The following is a 22544-nucleotide window of genomic DNA, read 5'->3' on the forward strand; positions in this document are numbered from 1 at the left end:
TGATTGTTACAGCTGATCTTTCCAGAACTGATAATGACTTCTAACAACAGTACCGATATTCGCTTGGTCTTTACGGCGAATGACATCGACGAGTTCCTCGTGTTTACGAATCAATTCATCAATGCAATGCATCTCAATGATTTTTTTCGTTGTTTGAATACGTGATACCTCCGTGATCCGATCCATATATTTACATAAAGAAATCAAGATCTCATTGTGCGTAGATTTGACGATAATATCATGGAATTCTATATCTGCCGCAAAAATAGCTTCTGGTGTAACATGATTTCCTGTCGCAACTTTACGAAGATGCGCTAGCCCGTCTTCAATTTCCTGCAGCATTTCATCATTCCATTTATCCATCGAAAGCTGTATACTCCCTGCATCAATGACCTGACGCATATCTAAGAGGCTTTTCGAAGAATCATTTTGCAAGATGATCCCGTAAATGACCGGGTATAGCATTTTTTCGCTAAAAGAATCCTGTATATACGTTCCATCGCCCCGATGGATGGATAAGACTCCATAGGCGACCAAAATCTTTATTGCCTCACGAAGTGAGCTGCGCCCAACCTGTAGTCTTTCACAAAGCTCCATTTCACTAGGAATTTTATCGCCTGGTTTGAATTCTCCTTTGATAATGGCTTCTGTGAACGTATCGATAATCTGTTCAACTAAGGGCTTACTGTTCAGTTTCTTGATTGCGTTATCATGCATAAATCGGACCCTCCTCTGATTCCTACAGTATACCACTATTAAGAACCATAGGACAATCTGGAGAGTCCAATTTCTCCAACTTTTATTGCTCCATCAACGCCTCAGCATGTGCAGCGACCTTCATGGCAACATCGCCATCCTCTTTCAGCCCTCCAATACCAACCGCGCCGATCAACTTACCGGCTGGATTTTTGATTGGTACACCACCAGGCATAGCGACAAACTTCTCATCTGCGAAATAGCAAATCTCGAGATGTTCACGCTGCAATCGTGCTAAAAAATCAGCTGTAGATTGTCCCATGCGGGCAGCCGTGTAGGCTTTAGCCGGTGTGAGTGCAATTGTCAATAGTTTGGCACCATCTTTTTTCTGATAAAGAATCGTAAAACCATCTTTATCGACGACAGCTACACTGAATGGATTGTCACCGTATTCATTCTTCACCAAAGTTTCTGCAAATTCGGCGATGGATTTAGCAAAATCCAGAGTCATGTTTTCCATTAAAATCCCTTCTCAATCATAAGAGCACATGTACAATACGTTTTTAGCCCTTTTTCAGGCTGGTATGGTCGACCATCGCTGCTTCGGCCTGCTGTTTTTCGAGACGGCTACGCCAAAACGTGGCTACAGCTGGTCCTGTGATATTGTGAACCAAATTGAATATTGCTGCAGGGATAAACGCCAGTGGAGCCAAATGCGCAATAGCTAAAGCCATGGCAAGTCCGCCGTTTTCCATACCAATTTCAAAGGAAATGGCTTTTGCCTTGTAATTCGGCATTCCCACAGCACGTGCAGCTAGATATCCTACACTTAATCCCGTAAGGTTGTGCAGAATAACTGCGACAAACGCAATCCAGGCAACACTTGCAAACGAATCAGCGCTGAGTGCAAAGCCGGAGCTCGTCGTAACAAAAATAGCGATCAGCGATACAATCGGGATAATCGGGGTGATTTTATCCACGAATGTTGAGAAGAAATAGCGGATGGCAATGCCCAAGCCAACTGGAATCAAGACAATCTTCAAAATATCCTTCAGGATTCCCCAAGTATCAATCTCGATGATTGAGCCAGCCAGAAGCGTGAACATAAACGGCGTAATCAACGGAGCTAACAGTGTATTGACAGAAGATACAGTTACCGAAAGAGCAACATCGCCCTTAGCCAGGAATGTCATGACATTACTGGCTACGCCGCTCGGGCAGCATCCGACCAAAATCATACCGACAGCCAAGACGGGTGGAAGGCCCAGGATCTTGGTCAGTGCCAGAGCGACAAACGGCATGATCAGGTAACGGAGTACGATTCCCCAGCCTACATCTTTCGGTCTGGAAAATACCAGCTGGAAATCCTTGACGGATACCGTCAGTCCCATACTCAGCATAACCGCCATGATGCAGTATGACACATACTTGGAAAGTGGCTTAAATGGCGCCGGATCAAAGTATGCAGCTACAGCACCCAGTACAATCCATAATGTGAAGTACTTGTTCATGAAAGCAACAAATTTACCGAGCTTCCCCAACATGTTTTTCGCCTCTTTCTTTCAATGTATCCTAGTTTATTCCGGAAGCAGCCCTTTAGCGACTAAAGCCTTACGCAAAGCACGAACACCGAATCGTACACTCGAGAGCACCGGTTTCTGATATTTGTCATGAATGTATTCCTCGCAATAAGCCATAGAGCCCTGAGCAAACAAAATCACATCGACCTGATCATGAATCTCTCCAGCATATTTTGTCATCAACTGCTTAAATTCTTCTGGATTCAAGCCGAAACCGCCCTCAACCAAAGCATCGACTAATGTGACGTGTTTATTCATTTCACGAGCGACACGCCGTACGGTATTTTTTGTCGGCTCCAACGTAGTCTGCAGCGTAGCCATGACGCCGATGCGTGTTCCCAGACGGACAGCTTCGCGGCACATTTCTTCATCAATTCGAACAATAGGAATACCTGTATATTTCGCAATATCCTGTGCTGCATCTGCAACTTCACCAACAGATGAACATACATTCAGAATCGCATCTGCACCTTCCGAAACAGCTTTCATGTACATGCTGATCAAACGAGCAGCTGGCGGAGCTGTTACATAACCATGCTCACGAACTTCCGCCAAGATGGAGGGGTCCTGATAGTTAGCGATCGTCACGTCAGCAGGCATTACACTTCTCAATTCCCTTTCAAGATCGGCAATCAGCTCAGGGGTCGTACTCGTATACACAACAGCTACTTTCATGATAACATCCTCCTCATACGCATTATCATCTAGCTTCTAATACATCAGACATCAGATGTCTTATGTCTATGGTCTTATAATATACGAATAGAGCTTAAATGTCAAGTATTTTTTATTATTCTATATTATTACTGATTGTACCTCCTACCAAAAAGCCGCCCTGCAACTATAACAGCTACAGGGCGGCTTGGCTGATACCATCTGTCTTTTCCGGCCACACTCCTCTTACTTCTTCAGCTCTACCCTTACGCGCTCCAGGGCGCTCTTGATGAGATCGTCCCGTAGTACTTGTACTCTGCCAGGCGCCCGCCGAAGATGATATTCTCCTGTCTCGAAGCGCAGACCGCGATACTCGAGCTGGCCGAGCTTGCAATAGTTATTGCGTCGACAAAAGTACACATCAAAGCTGTGGTACGAGCTCCTTCAGATACGCCGCAAACTTGCCGCCAAGATCCGGGCGACGTAGCGCAAACTCCACCGTCGCTTTGAGGAAACCCAGCTTGTCGCCGAGGTCATAGCGGATTCCCTCAAAATCATAGGCGTAGACCGGCTGACGATGTGCGAGTACCTGCAGCGCATCCGTCAGCTGGACTTCATTGCCCTTGCCCGGCAGCGTATGCGCGAGGATGTCAAAGATCGCCGGTGTGATGATGTAGCGGCCCAGGACAGCCATGCGGCTCGGAGCGTCCTCGAGGGACGGCTTCTCCACCATGTCGAGCACGCGCATCGTGCGCGCATCATCCGTCGGCTCTCCCTTGACGATGCCATATGAAGACACCTTGTCCTCCGACACCGTTTGGCAGCCAAGGACGGATGAACCTGTCGCATTGTAGACATCGATGAGCTGCTTCAGCGCCGGTCGGCCCTCGCCGTTGTAGACGACATCATCGCCGAGCAGTACGGCAAACGGCTCATCCTGCACGAACGCGCGCGCACAGAGAACGGCATCGCCGAGGCCCCGCATATGCTGCTGACGGATGTAATGGATATCGATGGCCCCCGTCTCGCGCACCATCTTCAGGAGCTCGGTTTTCCCCTTCTTCTCGAGCTCCATCTCCAGCGCCGGTGCCGAATCGAAGTGATCCTCGATGGCCCGCTTCGCATGGCCGCTGATGATCAGGATCTCCTCAATCCCGCTCGCCAGAGCCTCCTCCACAATGTACTGAATCGTCGGCTTGTCCACGATCGGCAGCATCTCCTTCGGCGTCGCTTTCGTCGCCGGTAAAAATCGCGTGCCAAAACCAGCTGCCGGTATAACTGCCTTGCGAATCCTCTGCATAATAAATTTCCCTCACCTTCTAAAACACGATATTCCCTTGTACTTGTAATTGTCACAAATCAAACACATGCTCAAAATTCTTCCGGATAACGGCAAACTTCTTTTTTGCCGCCGCCTCGTCTTTCTCGACAAGCGAGCAGTACATCTTGAGCTTCGGCTCAGTGCCGGACGGGCGGATGGCAATCCAGGAGTCGTCCTCAACGCGGTACTTGAGCAGGTTCGTCCGCGGCAGGTCTGCGATGCCCTTGGCGAAATCGAGTACCTCTGTGGGCTCGGGAATGAAGGCGGCCTTCTGCTCGCGCAGGGTATCCATGATGGCCTGAATCTTCTCCTTGCCCGCGATGCCCTGGAGCTTGTACGAGGCCTGCGCGTCGTAGTAGTAGCCGTACTCTGCGTAGAGCTCGTGCAGGCGGTCGCAGAGCGTCTTGCCCTGCTTCTTGCAGCAGGCGGCCATCTCGGCGACGAGCAGGGCCGCGCCAACGGCATCCTTGTCCTGCGCGTAGGTGCCGACGAGGCAGCCGTAGCTCTCCTCATAGCCGAAGAAGAAGTCATGATCCGGATCCTGCTCATACTCAGTGATCTTGTCGCCGATGTACTTGAAGCCCGTCAGCGTCTCGACGACCTGGCAGCCCCTGGCGCGCGCAATGGCCGCGCCGAGTTCGCCCGTCACGACCGTCTTCATGACCGTCGTCGCAGGCGTCAGCTCCGCCTTGTGCGCCTCGAGCAGGAAGTCCGCGAGCAGGGCGCCAAGTTGATTGCCCGTCAGCAGGACGTACTCGTTCCCCTGACGCACGCCGACGCCGATGCGGTCGCTGTCCGGATCCGTGCCGATGACGATGTCCGCCCCGATTTCCGACGCGAGCTGCAGGCCAAGCGTCAGCGCGCTCTTCTCCTCCGGATTCGGTGACTTCACCGTCGAAAAATCCCCGTCTGGCATTTCCTGCTCATGGACAACATGGACATCGGCAAAGCCCGCGCGTGCGAGCACCTTGCGCACGGGCTTCATGCCCGCACCATGCAACGGCGTGTAGACGATGCGCAGCGGCCCCACATCCCCCTTGCAGACCGATTCTCGGTAGACGGCCTCGACGAACGCATTGACGACATCCTCGCCGAGCTCCTGCACGAGACTCGGATCGCCCGCCGCCTCAATGCCCGGGATATCCGTCACCGCTTTAACGCACTGAATCAACCGGTTCGCGATGCGCGGCACGATCTGGTCGCCGTGGCGGTCGTAGACCTTGTAGCCGTTGTACTCCTTCGGGTTGTGGCTCGCCGTCAGCACGAGGCCCGCGATGGCCCCGAGATGGCGCACGGCAAACGACAGCACCGGCGTCGGCTCGAGCTCCGCGAAGATCTTGACTGGGATGCCCGCCGAGGTCAGCACCCTCGCCGCCTCGCGCGCAAACTCCTGCGAGTGATGGCGCGAATCGTAGGCGATCACGACACCGCGCGCCCGCTCTTCCTCCGTGCAGTGCGCAAAAAGATAGTCTGCAAAGCCCTTCGTCGCCTTGCGGATCATGTACTTGTTCATGCGATTCGGCCCCATGCCCATGACACCGCGCATCCCGCCCGTGCCAAACTTCAGCTCGCAGTAAAAGCGGTCCTCAAGCTCCTTCGCGTCCTCGATCGCCAGCAGTTCCGCCTTCGCCTCATCATCACACCAGCTCAGCCAGTCCTTATAGGTATCCATGTACGACATATCGTCTATCCCCTGCTTTCCTGTGTCTTCATTCAAACCGCACGATATCATCCTCGCCGATGTAGGAACCGTTCTGGATCTCGATGAGTTCGAGCGGGATGCGGCCCGGATTTTTGAGCTTATGTTTCGTCGTCTGCGGGATGAAGACGGACTCGCGCTCGTGGATCATCATCTTTTCCTCGCCGCGCGTGACCTCCGCCGTGCCGCGCAGCACAACCCAGTGCTCCGTGCGGTGGTAGTGCATCTGCATCGCGATGGCCTTGCCCGGCATGACGCGGACCTTCTTCATGCGGTAGCCGACGCCCTGGCCGATCACCGTCGACGTGCCCCAGCGGTGGTACATCGTCGTGTGCTCGACGGCTTCCTTGCGGCCCATCTTCTTGAGCTTCTCGACGACCGTCTTGACCTTCTGCGACTCGCCCTTCTTCGCCACGACGATGACATCGTCCGTCTCGACGAGCAAGAGGTCATCGAGGCCGATGCCCGCAATGAGCCGGTCGTGCCCCATGATCAGCGAGTCCTTGCAGTCAAGCGCCAGCACATCGCCCTGCAGAGCATTGCCGTGCGCATCGTGCGGCAGGATATCATACATCGCATCCCACGAGCCGATGTCATTCCAGTAGCACGTCAGCGGCACCATGCGGACCGCCTGCGAGCGCTCTGCAATCGCGTAGTCGATCGAGATCTCCGGCATGTCCGCAAAGCGCTCCACCGCACGATCATAGCCCCCCTCGAGGATGGCCGCGATCTCCGGCTGGTACTTCGCCATCTCCCCCTTCATGAAGTCAATCGTGAAGGCAAACATGCCCGAATTCCAGTAGTAATTGCCCGCCGCGACATAGCGCTCTGCTGTCGCGAGGTCCGGCTTCTCCTTGAACGACTCGACGATAAACGACTTGCCATCCGATGCGCCCGCCTCGATGTAGCCGTAGCCCGTCTCCGGCGACTTCGCCGGGATGCCGAACGTCACAAGACTGCCATCCCCCTGCTGCGCGACCTCCGCCGCCTCCGCAATACAGGCCGTGAACACATCCTGCGGCCGGATCACATGGTCCGCCGCCGCCACCACCAGAGGCTCCCGCCCCTCGCAGCCGAGCTTCTCCTCACAGAACTGCACCGCCAGGCCAATCGCCGGGGCCGTGTTGCGCGCCACCGGCTCCAGGATGATATGCGCCCCCTCCGCCTGGCACTCCGTCAGCTCATTCTGCACATGGTAGAGATAGCGCTGATTCGTCACCACCAGAATATCCTCCGGCACCACAAAATCCAAGAATCGCTCCACCGTGTGCACCAGCAGCGACTTCTCATCCTCCAGCTTCAAGAACTGCTTCGGATACGACTTGCGTGACAGCGGAAAAAGCCTCGAGCCGCCGCCACCGGCTAAGATTATGATTTTCATGCGTTATTCTCCTCATTATCTGTACTCTCTGCTATCTCTCTGGGCGATAAAATGTCATAGACCCATTTGCGGTATGTATCACGAATCTTATCCTCCGAAATAGCCGGATTGAGATTATGTTTTTTGACGTAAGAAACTAACCGCTTAAAGTCATCTCGATTCATCAACTGCTTCCAGAATTCATTGATATCATCATGAGACTGAATCGATTGTAATTGTTTATCGACATCGTTCTTGGAAAAAGGAGATATCATAAAGGCCTTTGACACTATGCACCACGTATACCGATGCTGATAGGGAAAATACTTGTCAATATTGCATATTGCAATATCTTCATAATCCTTAATTGCATCCGTCAAAATACGGCCATATTTTTTCATTTGATCATTAATTTCATTCCTGATTGATTCAGTAACAACAGGAACCCCGATATCCGAATTCAATGTGCAGTGATACAGCATTTTCTGAATCGTAATACTGCCACTTATATACTGAGCAGATGCATTGCTGCGATGAACAATATTACGGAACATACCATCAAGAAAGAGGATGGATTTCGATTGAATTCTTTCAATTTCCTTATGGAGAGGAATTAGTCCCTTTATTTCTGAAATCATCTTTTCTTCAGTCGGATTAAAATAATTAGGAAATGAATGACGACTCTCTCCTAATTGCAGTAAATAAAATGATTCATTGCCCCAAAATTTTAAGAACACTTCACTTGCTTTTTTTGAAACTTGTTTTACAGTATCATCATCGAAAATCTGAAAACATGATATTGTGCTAGTTAGATGAGATGATAATACTTTCCTATACTCAGCAATTTCCTCCTGCAAAGAGGTTTTATCTTTCTTATGAGTGTTAAGAAGGCATTCGGTTAAACAGGCTAAAGAAAGAGCGAGATTGGGATTATCAGTTGGGGAATTTTTATAGGTCTTTAGCAAAAAATCTATTAACAAGCAAATATCTTTCTCTATAATTTTAAAGAGTTGTCCTCGTTTTTCTTCACGTATCTTTTCACGGCTTAGAGTTAGATATTCTTGTGTAGGAAAGCCATCTAGATAAATATTCACTTGCATATATTTATCATATGGTGATGCGATAAGATCACGGAATTGAGCTACATCCAATCGCATTCCTTTAAAGAATGCTTGCGTCATATGCCCGAAATTATTTCCATGCTTTATATTTATTACATATGATATAGCATATTTTCTATTATAGGCAATAATGGTCGTAACATTGCAAATGCACGATCCTGATAAATCATCAGATATTTTTTCAAATTTTCTTGATTTTGCCGTATTTTCATTATTGCTCAATATAATCAATGTCTGAATTAATTCTTGGCCTGTCGCTTTATCTTCCTGCTTTGATATAATTTGAATTGGGAAGAAATTGTTATCAGCATCACGTGAAATACATTCTATTAGATAAAAAGTCTTTTGAATTACTTCTGCATCTAAATCATCGTATTCAAATGGATCGAGTTCATTGATTTTTTTATCAAATATTCCACCAAGCGACCAGGTCATATGATTGAATGAATCGTCTGGTATAAAAAATGTAAATATTGTTCCATCTCGATAGGCTTCATTCGTAACAAGATTACGTTTGGAAATACGTCCACCTTTTTTCTTGGAACGGAATATGATTTCCTTTGCGCTCTCATTCCTCGGATATGTCTCACATCGCAGTGTATCCGTCAGTTGGAAAACAGATTGCAGTCCCACGCCAAATGCTCCAGTGGGCGTCAACCACTTTACCATATTAGCATACGATCTTTTATTGTCAGCACGCATATGCCAGCTCGAAGACACATTCTCCATCTGCTTCAGCTGCTGGTCTGAGATTCCGATTCCCTTATCCGATACACTGACATGAAAACCTTTTTCAGTTTCATCGTATTGGAAAACAACATCAATCGGATATCGATCACGAATCTTATCCGTGATATCAAACGGCGTCAAATCATTAAGATTAGACTTATCAAAACCGTCCACCTTTACATTACCGGCCTTCAAATCTTCCCACAAACGCAACTTAGAAGCATCATCTGCATTCTGTATCAGTTCTCGCAGGCAGGCAAATTGATTGCGGTAAATATTAGCTCCCTGTAAGAGCTCAAAAATCGTATCTTTCGTGAACTTGAAGCTGTTCAGCGCATTTCCCTGTATCAGTTCGCCATTCAATTTAATTTTGCAAGAGGTCACCACTGGCGCCGAGCCGAAGCTATCCGATACGATATCATTCCAGCGCAGTGCCAGATTCTCCGTTTCCTGCTTCAGATAGGATATCCAGCCACTTGCAGCGAGATAGGCATCTTCAGTCGGACAGTCATAAGCCACCTCAATCTTGTTGTCCCGCACAAGGAAATGTTCCAGAGAAGCGTGCTTATCACGATGCGCCTCAGTCGTTACTGGCACATCCCCAATAAGCGTATACGCATTCTCATCAAAGCGTTTGTTATCAAGGTCGAGAAGATCTCCTAGGCGCAGGAATGCTGCAATCCGACGCGGATAGACAATATCATCTGCCTGCCCCATTCCCTGGCAGCACTTTTCCAAGGTGAAAATATCATCAAAAGATGCGCCATGCAAGCTAGCCAACTTGCCCAGCAAAAGCTGGATACGCTCCTTGATGAAATGCAAGAAAGAAAAATCAAAACAGAGAGGAGGATTATCAAATCTAGACGTAATGATATCCCTGCTCCGGTCTGGATGGCGGCGACGAACATAATCTGCTGTCAAATAAATAACTGCCATCTTGACATCCACAGGCCAATCCGATGGAAGATCCAGATTTTCTCGATTTCCCTGCGGCTTCAAGATATATTGCGCATATCGATATAAATCTGATGAGTCCGAAATTCCTTCTATATAATCCTTGAACTTGTCATCCTTCCATATAGAACGTATTTCCTTGTCCGATATCAGCATGCCAATATCATGTGTATAGGCACTCATGAGCATCAGCCATATCTCCGTCGGCTTCAACAGCTTGATGCGTTCTTCCCCTAGCACCGCTTCGATATAGCGGATAATCATCTGTGAATGAGAAGCATCGTGCAGACTATAATGAGGAAATGATAGGATGACATTCTGCAAGATTTTTTCAAGATCAAACTTTGCATTCTTCCACAATTCATATAAATGAGCATATACTGGATCATCATCGTGAAACGATTTTAATTGATCCTCTAACGTCAACATATCATTATCCTCCTTTTATCTGATGTATTTATGAGATGGATTTATAATCTAAGTGCAGCATCTCCTAGACAGCTAAATTAAAGGTAGTGTCAAGATTCTTTCGCAAATTCATTTCATCCGCCAGTAAATATCGGCATCAAATGTATGGATTTTCCTCGTCAGCTGGCTGCTCAATTTCCATCTTGAATAGATGTTCCATGTCCATATAGCGCTTCGAGCCCCATTCTGAGGCGGCAACATGGCAAAGTCTGGCACAGACGAGCATCAGCGCACTGTTGCCGTCAGGAAATGCACCAATGGCCCTTGTACGGCGGCGTATCTCGCGATTTACTCGTTCCGTCAAGTTATTCGTGCGGATTCGACTCCAGTGTTCGGTAGGAAAATCCATGTAAGTCAAGGTTTCGCCAACGCTTTCCTCAACCTTCTTGGCTGCGGACAAGAGCTTCATTTCGCGGAGCTTGGCTGCAATGGACGCCGTCTTTTCCTGAGCTGCTTCTTTGCTCTCCTGCGCATGGATTGCTTTGAGCATCAAGGTAGCCTGCTTCATCTTAGTCTTTGGCGTCACCGTGAAGACGTTCCGGTAAAAATGGACCGTGCAGCGCTGGTATTTGGTTTCAGGAAAGACCACAGGGATGCTTTCCCGCATACCAAGGCATTTATCGCCGACAACGAGACGCACGCCTGTAAGGCCCCGGCTTTTGAGCCAGGTGAAGAAGTTCAGCCAGCTTTCCTTGTCCTCTTTCATACCTTCCGCTGCACCGAGGATCTCACGAAATCCGTCTTTGTTGACGCCAATAGCGACCAAAACGGATACATTCTGAATCTCATCCCCCCAGCAGCGCTTGAGGTAAATGCAGTCGACGTAAACGGTTGAGGTTGCTGATGGTGCCCGAAGAGACCTTCGTGCCCCAAAGCGTTTCGGTGATATCTTCGACACGGCGCACGGATACGCCAGCAAGGTACATCTCAATAAGGGCTTCCTCGACCGAGCATTCACGGCGTTTGTAGCGTTCGATGATGGCCGTCTCGAACTGGATGCCCTTGAGTTTGGGCACGCGCAGCTTGACTTCACCGGAAGTCGTGCCGAAATTCCGCTCGTAATGACCGGAACGGTAGCCCTTACGGTCTCCCGTCCGCTCATACTTGCCAGCACGGACAAGCTCGTCCGCCTCATGGTCGAGCAGGGCATTCAGTGTTTCTTCTACGCTGTCGCGTACAAGATCCTTTAAATTATTCTTTATAAGATCCTCGTTAAGTTGTATAATGTTACCAGACATGGTCTATTGCCTCCTTACGAATTTGGTGTGGTAACTTAATTGTACTAGCGGCAATAGACTATGTCTATTTTTTATGAAATTGAATTTACGAAATATATTTTACCTTATCAAATAAAAATAACACATAGACTGCTTTGTTATAATGGTGTTCGCAGTACAGCAGTTTACAGCTTTTAAGCTGCTTGCTCATCGCCCCAAGACAATACTTGCAAGGCTTTGAAGTTGAATTTATGCTACTTTGGGCCTTGGACATCAAAGTGGCATAAAATACATCCTTGCGGATCTGCCGACTCAGCACATGCCGCAATTCTTGTGAACTCTTGTCCTGGTAGGCTCTGAGCCTCTCATTCTCATACGGCAGGATTTTCATGAGAACATGCCGACATTTGTCAGGTTCAGCAGATACTCAATCGTGGTCTTTGTGCTAACTTTGTAGATGCCGAACTCCCAGAACATTTTCTATTCATAGTAATTCGTCCCAATGCCCCAGAAGAGCTTGAGCAGGTAAATCGGCCATATGCTTGGAGCTGGGGTTACAAAGTGTCTTGTTCTCCTGCCAGACATTGCTCATGCGTAGCCAATCGACATTGTGATATGGCTAATCTGCTACTTGCCCGTGTTCTCATGAAGGATGGGCATGGCAATTGAAATAGGACCTGCCATTGTGCATGGTGTAGTCGTACACGATGCCCACCCCCTCGAATTGCTTGCCCCACTCGGCAATGGGCGTGTCATCCACATTGAGCAAAATGAGCTCCTGTCACAGTGCCAGTGCCTCCGGTAATATGGCAAGCACTCGCAGAGCCGATTCCTGACGGCGGATCAACGCATCTGTGATAGGCCCGTTGCCAATGGGCACGGTAAGAGCTGTTGAACGATGCGTTCGTCTGCTTCCACTAAGAACTGCCAGAGCAAGCAGCGCACCGACGGAGCCGACTCCAGAATCAGCTGAACGATGAGGAGTCAGGCCAGCAGATAGCGCGTTGGCCTCGTCGCAAATGGAAACAAGGAAGAAAAATCGCCAAGAGTCTATTAACTGTCGGCTGACTAGTGTATAATTGAGACATCACGTAGCACCTCTCGTATTTGGTTTATGGTGAATCTATTATAGAACAGCAGTGGCTACGCGATTTTATTATGTCTCAAAAACTGTAAACTGATAAATAAATTAAATGATAAAAATATATTATTGGATATCACCAAATAGCACATTAGTATATGGAACTAAAATATCCTCATATAGGTTAATGCCATATATATATTTGGCAAAGGAATACACTGCAATAACGACAAAAAACAAAATCTTAACCCAAAAATTACGGGCCAGAGTAAATATCATTGGTATTACAATAATCTCATACATATAGAACGGCGAACTGACCCGTGTAGCCACAGTAGGACTAACATTCTTCAGCAAGAAAAATAGTGAATATCCAAACAGAGTCAAATTCACGCAGCCTCTATAATAAGGATTATTTTTAGATATTTTTTCAATAAAGAATATTTCAATTGGCACAAAAATAAGTCTGCGTACTGAAGATATCAGCATACCAGCCTCCTCTTCAGCCGAAGCCCCTGACATATAATATAAATCAATCTTATCTAGCAACCGCTCCTGATTGATGTCAATAATTTGTACGAGTGATGCAACCGTAAGCATTAGCTTAATATCAAGGAATTGGCCAATGACAATACCAGCCACTAATATAAGAATCAGATACCGCCCTTTGAACTTCAAATGATAAATAGGATATGCTAACAAAAAACCTATCACAGAAACCTGTATTGTAGCTGCTAAAATCGTAATAAGAACAAAGGGAATCATCTTACGACGAACGATAAACGGGAACGCAAGTAACGTAATGGCAATAGCCAACGACTGTCGATTAAAAAAAATTTCTCCAGTATATGTTCCAAACCAATACAATAGGCTAATGAGTGGATATGGAGAAAATTTATACATGAACAGAGCAAAAATGCCAATGATGACAATTGCTAGGACTGTTAGCAGTGCAGAAAAATCTGGCATTACACTCTTAACTAGCCAATTTACCACTCCAAATCCAGGATCTATCTGACCACTGGTAAACTGATCCAGGGTAAAATTATCCTCAAAAAATGGATAATATACAATCCAATCAGGGTTATTCCACCTCGTAGCCGATAAAAAAATATACAAGATAATGAGGCTGAAAAAAGCCAGATTCTTTTTTTCATGAGAAAGATTTGTCAAAGAAAGAAATGAAACACTTACAGTTATAAAAAAAAGTATATAATAGAATTCCAATCAAATCATTCCTTTGTCAATCAATCATTGATACAATATGATTCATACCTAGCTCATATTCTTCCTCTACTAATTCACGGATTTTTCTTCGTTCCTCTAGCATTTTTTGCATACATTCCCGTGTATTCGTTTTATGAAAAACTACATCCATATACTGTGCATATTGTTGAGGTGTTATTGCGATATATATTCCACTCAATCCAGCATGTTTGATATTTTCTATCCCAATTGGTGTTGATACAATCTCCAAGCCATTTAACATAGCCGTCAGACACCTATTTTTAGTGCCTGCACCGACCTGATCTGGCAGACAGTGAATATCTCTGCCAATCTGACAAATATCGCGATAATTATCGATCCACTCATAATACTCAACACGCCAACTACCTCTACTGCCGATGAGATTCGCTAGCCACCGATTAGCCTTTCCTGTTACGATGAAGTGATATGCTGTATGTAAGTCAAGAAGCGATATAACTTTCTCTAAAAAAATGTGTGTATAGCGCTCATTAATCAGCCCAGAAAAAATGAATCGTTTATTCATCTGCCCTTTTTCTTTATCCGCAAATTTCAACTGCGATAGAGGGATAACTGCTTTTGATAAGTATGGATGCCTGATAAAGTAAATCTTTTGCTGTAAAGCTTTCAATCTCTTTATTCTCTGGTTACATTTTCTCATCCATAGTTGGTCAGTACGACCAACAACCAAAACACATTTTGCATCTCTCGTAACTCTATATTCATGAAGCAACGCCATCGAGTACATAAAAAACCGTATCATTTTAAATAGTATCGTATGCGCCTTCTGAAACAAACGCGCATCTCGCAATCCAGGAGAATCGGGGCCCAATACAATACAACGAGAGCGGAATAGTTTAGGAACATAAAATAACATGTTATCTGGATAAACCCAAATAGATGAATATTCCTTTTTCATCTTAAATTTATTAAAATAGAAAAGCCCATACAAATGAAATCGTTTTATGAACTTAGAAGATTCATCGGGAATAACAAATATATCGTAGTCAATATTTTTTTTTCGTAAATATGTCATCACCTCCCAGATTAATCCCGAGGGGTGCCCTCCTCCATTATATGGATCGGGCTTAATCGAGGTAAGAATCAATACTTTACCCATCTCTTTTCTTCCTCCTTTTATTGTCCGATTTTTATTTTCATCCGCTTGAATCTATTTTTTAAATTTTTCCATTTAATTCGAGCAAAATTTCCATAAAAAAAGACATCTTGTCTATACTTATGAATCATTTTTTTGTCCACATATTTGTAAGGAGAAAAAAAATTTGGCAGTATCAAAAAACTATCAACAGACTGAAATAAACTTTCTTGATAATCCATAGGACGCTTCTGGAGATGAAGATACATATATTCCTTTTTTCGTATCTCACCATGCTCATCTAGAAATATCCCCTGCAATTTCCCATTATGGTAAGAAAAAATCAAACCATTGTTCGGTATAAACGATGACTTCAAATATATCCTTCGATTAACCACGTCGGTCTGAACCTGGCTTTTCGTTATATAAAAAGGCTTTTTTAGGCAATATATATCGGCTATATTATCGTCATCTATATAAATCGGTAGTTTCTCCTGTAGTAAGTATTGAGTGATTAGTACCTCATCAAACTGATATGGATAATCTTGTTGTAGTTTTTTCTCTGCATCAGGCACAGCTTCCTTAAAAGACAAAATCAAATTACGCATTTTTTCATCATTTTTATACAATGACAAGTGCCCTAGATACAATATTTTTTCATAACCATTGAAGATATCATCCGATATAAAATTAAATAAATTCCCAAATATACAATCAAAATCGCAATGTCCCCAAAAATCATACTCCCGAATATATTCTTGGAAAATAATACCATAAAAAGGTCTATAATCGCATAGTTTGTACGGTTTAATTCCTGATGCATCGATATCTAAATTCTCTTTTATTAGTTGCTTTATTTCATCAAAATCGACATACTTAATCTGGACATTTGGGGGATAGTTGTATTCTGTCCTATCATCTGTAAAAATCAACCATGTAATCTGCGAATTATTTTTCATTGATAAAAGTGTCAGTGGAAAATAATTTGGTAACTTCCCAAAATAGGGACATATCAATACGAGAGGGCTCATCTTTCTTTTCCTCCTAAAATATACAGATTCTCCAATCTTGTTATTTACTTTTAAACCGATAAAGGCCCTGTATACCTCGTTCACCAAATACAGAAGCAAGTGCAGCTATTTTATTTTTCATACGAGTAGATGAGTTCCATAAAATTTCCCATCTATCCTCTTTGATTATTTCTACGACTCTATGATGAATGTTTGGATATCGCTTCTTCAAATCAGGGACGAGCGCAAGAACTCTACAGTAATTACTGAACCGCTTACTTTTTGCGGCTCTTAATAAATTGGGATCTTCCCGACATGCCATGACAATCAATCTCGATGATTCTTCCAAATCAAATACAAACGCATCATTCCGCTTTCCCATGATACTACCTGGTCTTTGGTAATAATAATATAATCTCTCGGAAATGACTGCCACTTTTTTTACACTCAAATAGTAATGATAAGTTGTATAGAGGTCCTCAAAAAGTTTCCCTTTTGGAAAAGGGTATTTTCGTGCTAAATGCCTGGATAAAAGAATCCCCCAGGCAGATACATCTCTATATTTCTGATACAATACTTTTATCAAGACTTCCTTTGCATCCATCACCATAAAAGAAGCTGTACCATCCTTTATATTACAGTCACATATCTCATTCTCATCACTGACCGACTGAAAATCCACCACTGAAATATCTGCCTGATGCTCTATAATTGGAGTCACTAATGACTGCAAATAACGTGGTGAAACCCAATCATCACTATCTACGAAGGTTATATAGTCACCATGGGCAATCTTCACGCCTGCATTTCGTGCATCTGATAAACCTCCATTTTCTTTATGCAAAGAACAAATCCATGGATACTTTTCCGCATACATATCACATAGGGCCGGACACTGATCTGGTGATCCATCATCCACCAAGATAACTTCAAAATCTCGATATGTTTGAAGACACAAACTTTTTATGCATCGAGGCAATTCATTCTCTACTCGATATACCGGAACAATAAGACTTACCGTCGGTTTTTTTACTCCATTCATTCTATCTTTTCTCCATTCAGATTCCGTATATATTCCAGAACTTCATCAAAAAGGTTTTATCTTAATTAGCACATCTTTATATTGCTCATAAAACTGTCACATATAATACACCAATAGTCGTTAACACCGCAGGATAGTGATTCAGGGATTTCTGGCACCAACATTGTCATCAATGTTGGTGAGGTAGAAATCATCGCGTTGACAAGCGTGAAAGATCTTGATCTTAAAGAAAATCATCTTTCAATAGCCTATTCTCTATTATACCAATATTCTAGAAATCTCGTTCTTTCTTTGATGTCAAATCCGGCACTTTGAAGTTCAGTAAAAGCATCCTTATTCCGTCCATCATAATTATACAAAAGATGAGACGCCCACGCCTTAGAGCCACTATCTAAGCTAAGAAAAGATGCTGAACATGTCAACATACTTTCTTTTGTAACCCGATCCGAAAAAATAGATAACAGACCATTTGCTTGAGCTTCCACTGAAACAACAGGTAATCCTTCATACCAGGATGGCAATACAAATACATCCATGCAGTTGTAGAGCTTCTTTACATCTTTCCGCAAGCCAAGAAAGCGTACTTTATCGGATAGATGATAATCCTGCACTTTTGCTTCTATCTCCGGACGAAGTTCGCCATCACCAATCAATAAAAGAATGGTATTGGGATGTTTTTTTACCACTTCTCGAAAGACTTCTATCAGAAATGCATGATTCTTTTGGTACATGAATCGTCCAACATGACCGATAACCAAGGTATCTTCAGGTATATGCAATTCATTTCGATACTGCTGACGGATTTCCGGAGAAAAGGCATATTCCTCTAAATCAATCGCATTGTTGATGATGGTAACCCTTCCACTCTCCATCATTTTCTTACCATACATCCAATTGCCAGCAAACCGCGAGCATGCTGCATAGCGATTGGCGAAAAGAGGCGCAAAAGGACGAAGTATCATCTTCAACACAGACCGCATACCCTCGCTGCGAACGGCGGTAGAATGATTGTGCAAAATACGCTGATGCGCACCGGCCAGCCAAGCAGGAAACAATGAGAACACAGACAGTGTATTCATATTGGAATGGACAATGTCATAATGATGATCCCGGACAATATGATAAATCTGGCTCATATAACGGAAAATGTTTTTTTTGTAAGGCTCGACGTGATAAACCTTGCCCCCTAAGGATTCAATCTCATCATCTAAGATTGTTTTTTCATATCCGTCTACAACGAAATCAAACTGAATTTTGTTGCAATCGATATGACGGTAATAGTTCATGATGACGGCTTCTACACCACCACCACAAACAATGCCAATAATCTGCAGTACGCGCACGGGTTCTTTTTCCATCACTCAACCCTCGCGCTTGTACATGAGGAGGCTGTAGCCGAAGGCGATGATGCAGCCAATGGCGAGGCCGATAGCGACGATGAGCTTCTTTTTCGGTGCGCTCGGCTTTTTCTCGTCGGGCAGGTTGGCTTCGTCGATGACCTGGATGTCCATGGACTCCATGGCTTCCTGGATCTTGTTCTGCTCGCACTGCTGGACGAGGTTGGTGTAGATGGTCTTCTTGATCTCGGCGTCGCTCTTGAGCTGGATGTAGGTGACCATCTCGTCGGGGTATTTGCTGATGTCCTGCTCGATCTCGTCTTTCTTGGCGCGGACGGCGTCTTCGCTGGCCTTGGCGGCGCCGATGGAGGCTTCGGCTACGGCCTGGTTCTTGAGGAGCTCCATCTGGGCGGAGTTGAGGCTGGCGGCGCTGGAGTCGACGACGGCGCTGACTTCACGGGAGAGGTCGCCCTGCAACTGATTGAGCTGTTGCTGGGCAGCGATGACGGTCGGGTTGTTATCGGTGTACTTCTGGCGCAGGCCGACGAGCTCGACTTCCTTGGCGACGATCTGACCGCGGATGCTCTGGACTGTGCCGTTGTCGTTGATGTTGTAGGCCTTGGAGCCGGACTTCTGCTGGCCGAGCTTGTTCGTGGCGACGTCGTACTGGGCCTGGGCGGCTTTCTGCTGGCTCTGGAGGTCGGCGATGGACTTGTCGTAGGCGGAGACCTGGGTGATGGCCTGCTTCAGCTGGTCGTCGGGGCTGTAGAGCTTGTGCTCGCGCGAGAAGTCGGCAAACTTCTGGGCAGCGTCGTCGGAGTCCTGCTTGGCCTCTTCGATGCGGCCGTTGAGGAACTGGACGAGCAGGCTCTGGGTCTGCTGGCTGTTGTTCGTCTGCATGGTCAGGAAGTTGTCGACGACTTCCTTGGAGATCTGCTGGGCCTCTTCCGGGGTCTTGCCCTTGGCGGTGACTGTGATGAGGTTCGTGCCCTTCGTGTTCTTGATGTCGAGGTTCGACTTGGCAAAGCCTGCGGCATCCGGCTTCTTCTCGGGGTCTTTGCCCTCGTAGAGCTCGTCGATGATCGGGTCGAGGACGGTGCGGCTCTTCATGAGCTCCATGTAGTTGTTTGTCAGGCTCGCCGTGCTGCTGCCCGTCGCAGCGGCGAGCATAGCCGCTGCCTGGCCGCCCATCTCCTTGCTGGTGCTGCGCGTCTGCACGAGGGTCGTCGATTCGTACTGCTTCGGCAGGACAAAGGCGGTGATCGTCGCGATGGCCGTGCAGCCGACGATGATGCCGCCGACGACTTTCTTGTGTTCCTTCGTGACCTGCCAGAGCTTGCCGAGGTCGATGCTTTCTTCTTTCTCTAAATCCAAGGGATACAACTCCTTTTCTGCATGATACTATGAGTCAATAGGCGCCTTTGCCGAAGGCGACGGCTTTGACGGTCTTGAAGAGGTACATGAGGTCGATCCAGACGGACCAGTTGCGGACGTACCAGGTGTCCATGGCGACGCGCTCTTCGTAGGTGGTGTCGCTGCGGCCGCTGGCCTGCCACATGCCGGTGATGCCGGGCAGGACCATGCTGTACTCGCGGAAGTAGTCGCCGTAGCGCTCGATCTCTTTGGTGACGATGGGGCGCGGGCCGACGAGGCTCATGTCGCCCTTGATGACGTTCCATAGCTGCGGCAGCTCGTCGAGGCTGGTCTTGCGCAGGAAGGCGCCGAGCCTCGTGACGCGCGGGTCGTGCTCGAGCTTGAAGTTCTCCTCCCACTCCTTGCGGGCCTCGGGATTCTCAGCGAGGTATTTCTTCAGGGCTTCCTGCGCATTCGGGATCATGGTCTGGAACTTGTAGCACGGGAAGAGCTCCCCATTGCGGCCGACGCGCTGATGCGCGAAGATGACGTGGCCCTTGTTGCTGATGGCGACCATGATGGTCAGCACGAGGAGAATCGGTGAAATCAGCAGGCTGCCGACGGTCGTGAAGATGAGGTCGAAGACGCGCTTGATGATGCGGTTGCGGCGGCGTGCGAGGTTGTTCCGCATGTGGAGCATGAGGACTTCTTCGCTGAAGAGGACTTCGGCTTCGGCGCCGAGCATCGGGGTGCCGATGAGGTCGGGCGCGAAGGAGATGTCACGCACGTAGGGCTGTATCTTGGAGATGAGGTCCTGCAGCTGGTCGCGGTGCATGCCCGGCACGGTGATGATGACGTTCTGGACGCCGGAATCGCGGATGATGCTTTCGGCGTCGGCGACTTTGCCGTAGAGCAGGAAGCGCGAGGCGACTTTTTGCGAGAGCGGATTGTCGTCGATGAGGCCGACGATGTCGTAGCGGTAGCCAAGGTCATTCCGGTAGTAGCGCAGGACGCGCTCGGCTGTCTTGCCCGCGCCGACGAGGATGACGGGCTCGTAGAACAGGTGGCACTTCTTGATGAATTTCTTGGTGAGGTAGCGGATGAGGTAGAGGTTCGGCACGAGGAGGACGATGAAGAGTCCGACAAAGAGGCGCGACGTGTGGGCGCCTGCCGCCGAGAAGTAGATGATGAGCAGGCAGGCCATGAAGCCGTAGAGCACGGCAAAGAAGATGTCGCGCGTGGAGTCGAGGATGGAATGCATCTGCCGGTAGGCGTGCGACTGCCCGAGGAACAGGATGAAGATCATCGGGACCCAGAGGTAGAAGTACTTCGGCGCGATGGCGTACGGCGCAATGTCGGTGTCGATCAGGTGATGAAGGCCCAGTGCCTCCTGCTCGGCCAGCAGGATGGCGATGTAGTCCAGCAGGATGAACAGGACCGGGTACAGGTAGCGGGCATAGCGCGCGCTCCTGACTCTGGTCTTGTTGGCCAGTCGAATGATTTTTTCCAATTGTGATATTCCCCCAATATCATATGTCTCAGGTACGGCAGCTGCCGGGTGCTCTCCCCCATCGGCACCCAGCACTGCCATCGTCCCCCATCTGTCAGTCGGTCAGGTTCTTGTAGAGCGCCCAGGCGTTGACGTACGGCAGGATGTCGGTGTCGAACTTGATGCCGTTGGAGCGCGGGACGTAGAGGATGTCGCCGTCCTCGATCTGGACGTTCTGGGTGAGGTCGTGGCGGACGGTGTAGGCTTTCATGTTGAGCGTGCGGTAGTACATGGTGCCGTCGACGACGCGCATGATCTGGACGCGGGTGCTGCGGCCCTTGCGCGCCCAGCCGCCCGCGGTGGCGAGTGCGGCGTAGGCATTCATGTTGTCGATGGCCATCTCCTGGACGCCGGGTTTGTTGACCTCGCCCATGACGTAGACCTTGCGCGGGCCGTAGCTCGTGATGACGAGTGAGAGGTCCGGGATGCGCAGGTACTGGGTCAGGGAGTCCATGAGGACGGCCTTGGCCTCGTCGAGCGTCAGGCCTTCCATCTTGACGCTGCCGACGTACGGCAGCTGGACGTAGCCGTCGAGGCCGACGGTGATCTTGTCGATGCCGATGCCATCGGGAAAGCCGACGGCGAGGATGCTCAGCGTGTCGCCGCGGAAGAGGCGGTAGCTCGGCGAGACCGCCGTGTGGCGCAGGGATGCCGTCTTGAACATCTCCTTGGACTCGACGTAGCGCGCACTGTCGTCATCATCATCGTCAGAGGCAGCCTCGCGGACGGCGGACGGCTCTGCCTGCACGGCGGCCTGGCTGGACTTGGATACGCGTGTCGGCACCGCAGGAGCCGCGAGCGTGCCCGCAGCCGTCTGCGCCGCGACGTCCGCGGCCGTCGGAGCTGCAGGCGCGGCAAAAACGGCACTGCCGGACAGCAGGAGCGCCGTGATGGTGAAAGCCGGAAGGCTGTACTTCATGATTCCAAAACCCCTTGTTTTCATATTTTCGTAATCGATGCTAGATATACGGTATCAGTTTAACACTTTGTGTTAAGAATGGCAAGGCAGGCAGGCAAAAACAGGACGTATCC

16 protein-coding genes and 2 pseudogenes are annotated in these 22544 nt (G+C 47.7%); all 18 read right to left on the reverse strand.

Annotation, left to right across the window (positions count from 1 at the left end; all coding sequences use genetic code 11):
• Positions 1-6: 6 nt before the first annotated feature.
• The 18 genes and pseudogenes from B2X55_RS08255 to B2X55_RS08335 all read right to left on the reverse strand — a co-directional run bounded on the left by B2X55_RS08255 (position 7) and on the right by B2X55_RS08335 (position 22431).
• Positions 7-717 (reverse strand): FadR/GntR family transcriptional regulator, encoded by a 711-nt coding sequence (locus B2X55_RS08255; protein ID WP_286821686.1) that lies wholly within the window; start codon positions 715-717, stop codon positions 7-9.
• 82 nt (positions 718-799) lie between these two features.
• Positions 800-1216 carry a GlcG/HbpS family heme-binding protein gene (locus B2X55_RS08260; RefSeq protein WP_286821687.1) on the reverse strand — a complete coding sequence of 139 codons (417 nt, stop codon included), beginning with the start codon at positions 1214-1216 and terminating at the stop codon, positions 800-802.
• Between the two features lie 43 nt (positions 1217-1259).
• Positions 1260-2240 (reverse strand): bile acid:sodium symporter family protein, encoded by a 981-nt coding sequence (locus B2X55_RS08265; protein ID WP_286821688.1) that lies wholly within the window; start codon positions 2238-2240, stop codon positions 1260-1262.
• Positions 2241-2273: 33 nt separating this feature from the next.
• A complete protein-coding gene (locus tag B2X55_RS08270) occupies positions 2274-2951 on the reverse strand; it encodes an aspartate/glutamate racemase family protein (protein ID WP_286821690.1) in 678 nt (225 codons plus the stop codon).
• 400 nt (positions 2952-3351) lie between these two features.
• On the reverse strand, positions 3352-4230 hold the full coding sequence (gene galU / locus B2X55_RS08275; RefSeq protein ID WP_286821691.1) for a UTP--glucose-1-phosphate uridylyltransferase GalU: 879 nt from the start codon (positions 4228-4230) through the stop codon (positions 3352-3354).
• A gap of 52 nt (positions 4231-4282) precedes the next feature.
• A complete protein-coding gene (locus tag B2X55_RS08280) occupies positions 4283-5923 on the reverse strand; it encodes a phospho-sugar mutase (protein WP_286821692.1) in 1641 nt (546 codons plus the stop codon).
• A gap of 37 nt (positions 5924-5960) precedes the next feature.
• Entirely contained in the window at positions 5961-7331 is a 1371-nt protein-coding gene (locus B2X55_RS08285) for a mannose-1-phosphate guanylyltransferase/mannose-6-phosphate isomerase (RefSeq protein WP_286821693.1), read from the reverse strand.
• Positions 7328-10543, reverse strand: coding sequence for an HD domain-containing protein (locus tag B2X55_RS08290; protein ID WP_286821695.1), 3216 nt, complete (start codon positions 10541-10543; stop codon positions 7328-7330). Before B2X55_RS08290 ends, B2X55_RS08285 begins: the two co-directional genes overlap by 4 nt.
• Positions 10544-10679: 136 nt before the next feature.
• Positions 10680-11820 (reverse strand): annotated as a pseudogene (locus tag B2X55_RS08295) (IS256 family transposase).
• Between the two features lie 173 nt (positions 11821-11993).
• A pseudogene (locus B2X55_RS10925) lies at positions 11994-12887 on the reverse strand (hypothetical protein).
• A gap of 119 nt (positions 12888-13006) precedes the next feature.
• A complete protein-coding gene (locus tag B2X55_RS08300) occupies positions 13007-14107 on the reverse strand; it encodes an EpsG family protein (protein ID WP_286821696.1) in 1101 nt (366 codons plus the stop codon).
• 16 nt (positions 14108-14123) lie between these two features.
• A complete protein-coding gene (locus B2X55_RS08305) occupies positions 14124-15245 on the reverse strand; it encodes a glycosyltransferase (protein ID WP_286821697.1) in 1122 nt (373 codons plus the stop codon).
• A gap of 17 nt (positions 15246-15262) precedes the next feature.
• Positions 15263-16252, reverse strand: a complete 990-nt coding sequence (locus B2X55_RS08310; protein ID WP_286821698.1) for a DUF6625 family protein — start codon at positions 16250-16252, stop codon at positions 15263-15265.
• 40 nt (positions 16253-16292) lie between these two features.
• On the reverse strand, positions 16293-17273 hold the full coding sequence (locus B2X55_RS08315; RefSeq protein ID WP_286821699.1) for a glycosyltransferase family 2 protein: 981 nt from the start codon (positions 17271-17273) through the stop codon (positions 16293-16295).
• A 248-nt stretch (positions 17274-17521) separates the two neighbouring features.
• The gene (locus B2X55_RS08320; protein WP_286821700.1) at positions 17522-18631 is read right to left on the reverse strand and encodes a glycosyltransferase family 1 protein; all 1110 of its coding nucleotides are present in this window, start codon (positions 18629-18631) and stop codon (positions 17522-17524) included.
• Positions 18632-18634: 3 nt separating this feature from the next.
• A complete protein-coding gene (locus tag B2X55_RS08325; RefSeq protein ID WP_286821701.1) occupies positions 18635-19984 on the reverse strand; it encodes a GumC family protein in 1350 nt (449 codons plus the stop codon).
• 34 nt (positions 19985-20018) lie between these two features.
• Positions 20019-21473, reverse strand: coding sequence for an undecaprenyl-phosphate galactose phosphotransferase WbaP (wbaP, locus tag B2X55_RS08330; protein ID WP_349678243.1), 1455 nt, complete (start codon positions 21471-21473; stop codon positions 20019-20021).
• A gap of 94 nt (positions 21474-21567) precedes the next feature.
• Positions 21568-22431, reverse strand: coding sequence for a polysaccharide biosynthesis/export family protein (locus B2X55_RS08335; protein WP_286821702.1), 864 nt, complete (start codon positions 22429-22431; stop codon positions 21568-21570).
• Positions 22432-22544: the final 113 nt, after the last annotated feature.

The organism is Mitsuokella sp. UBA4253 (genome assembly GCF_002395285.1).
GTDB classification, from domain to species: domain Bacteria; phylum Bacillota; class Negativicutes; order Selenomonadales; family Selenomonadaceae; genus Mitsuokella; species Mitsuokella jalaludinii.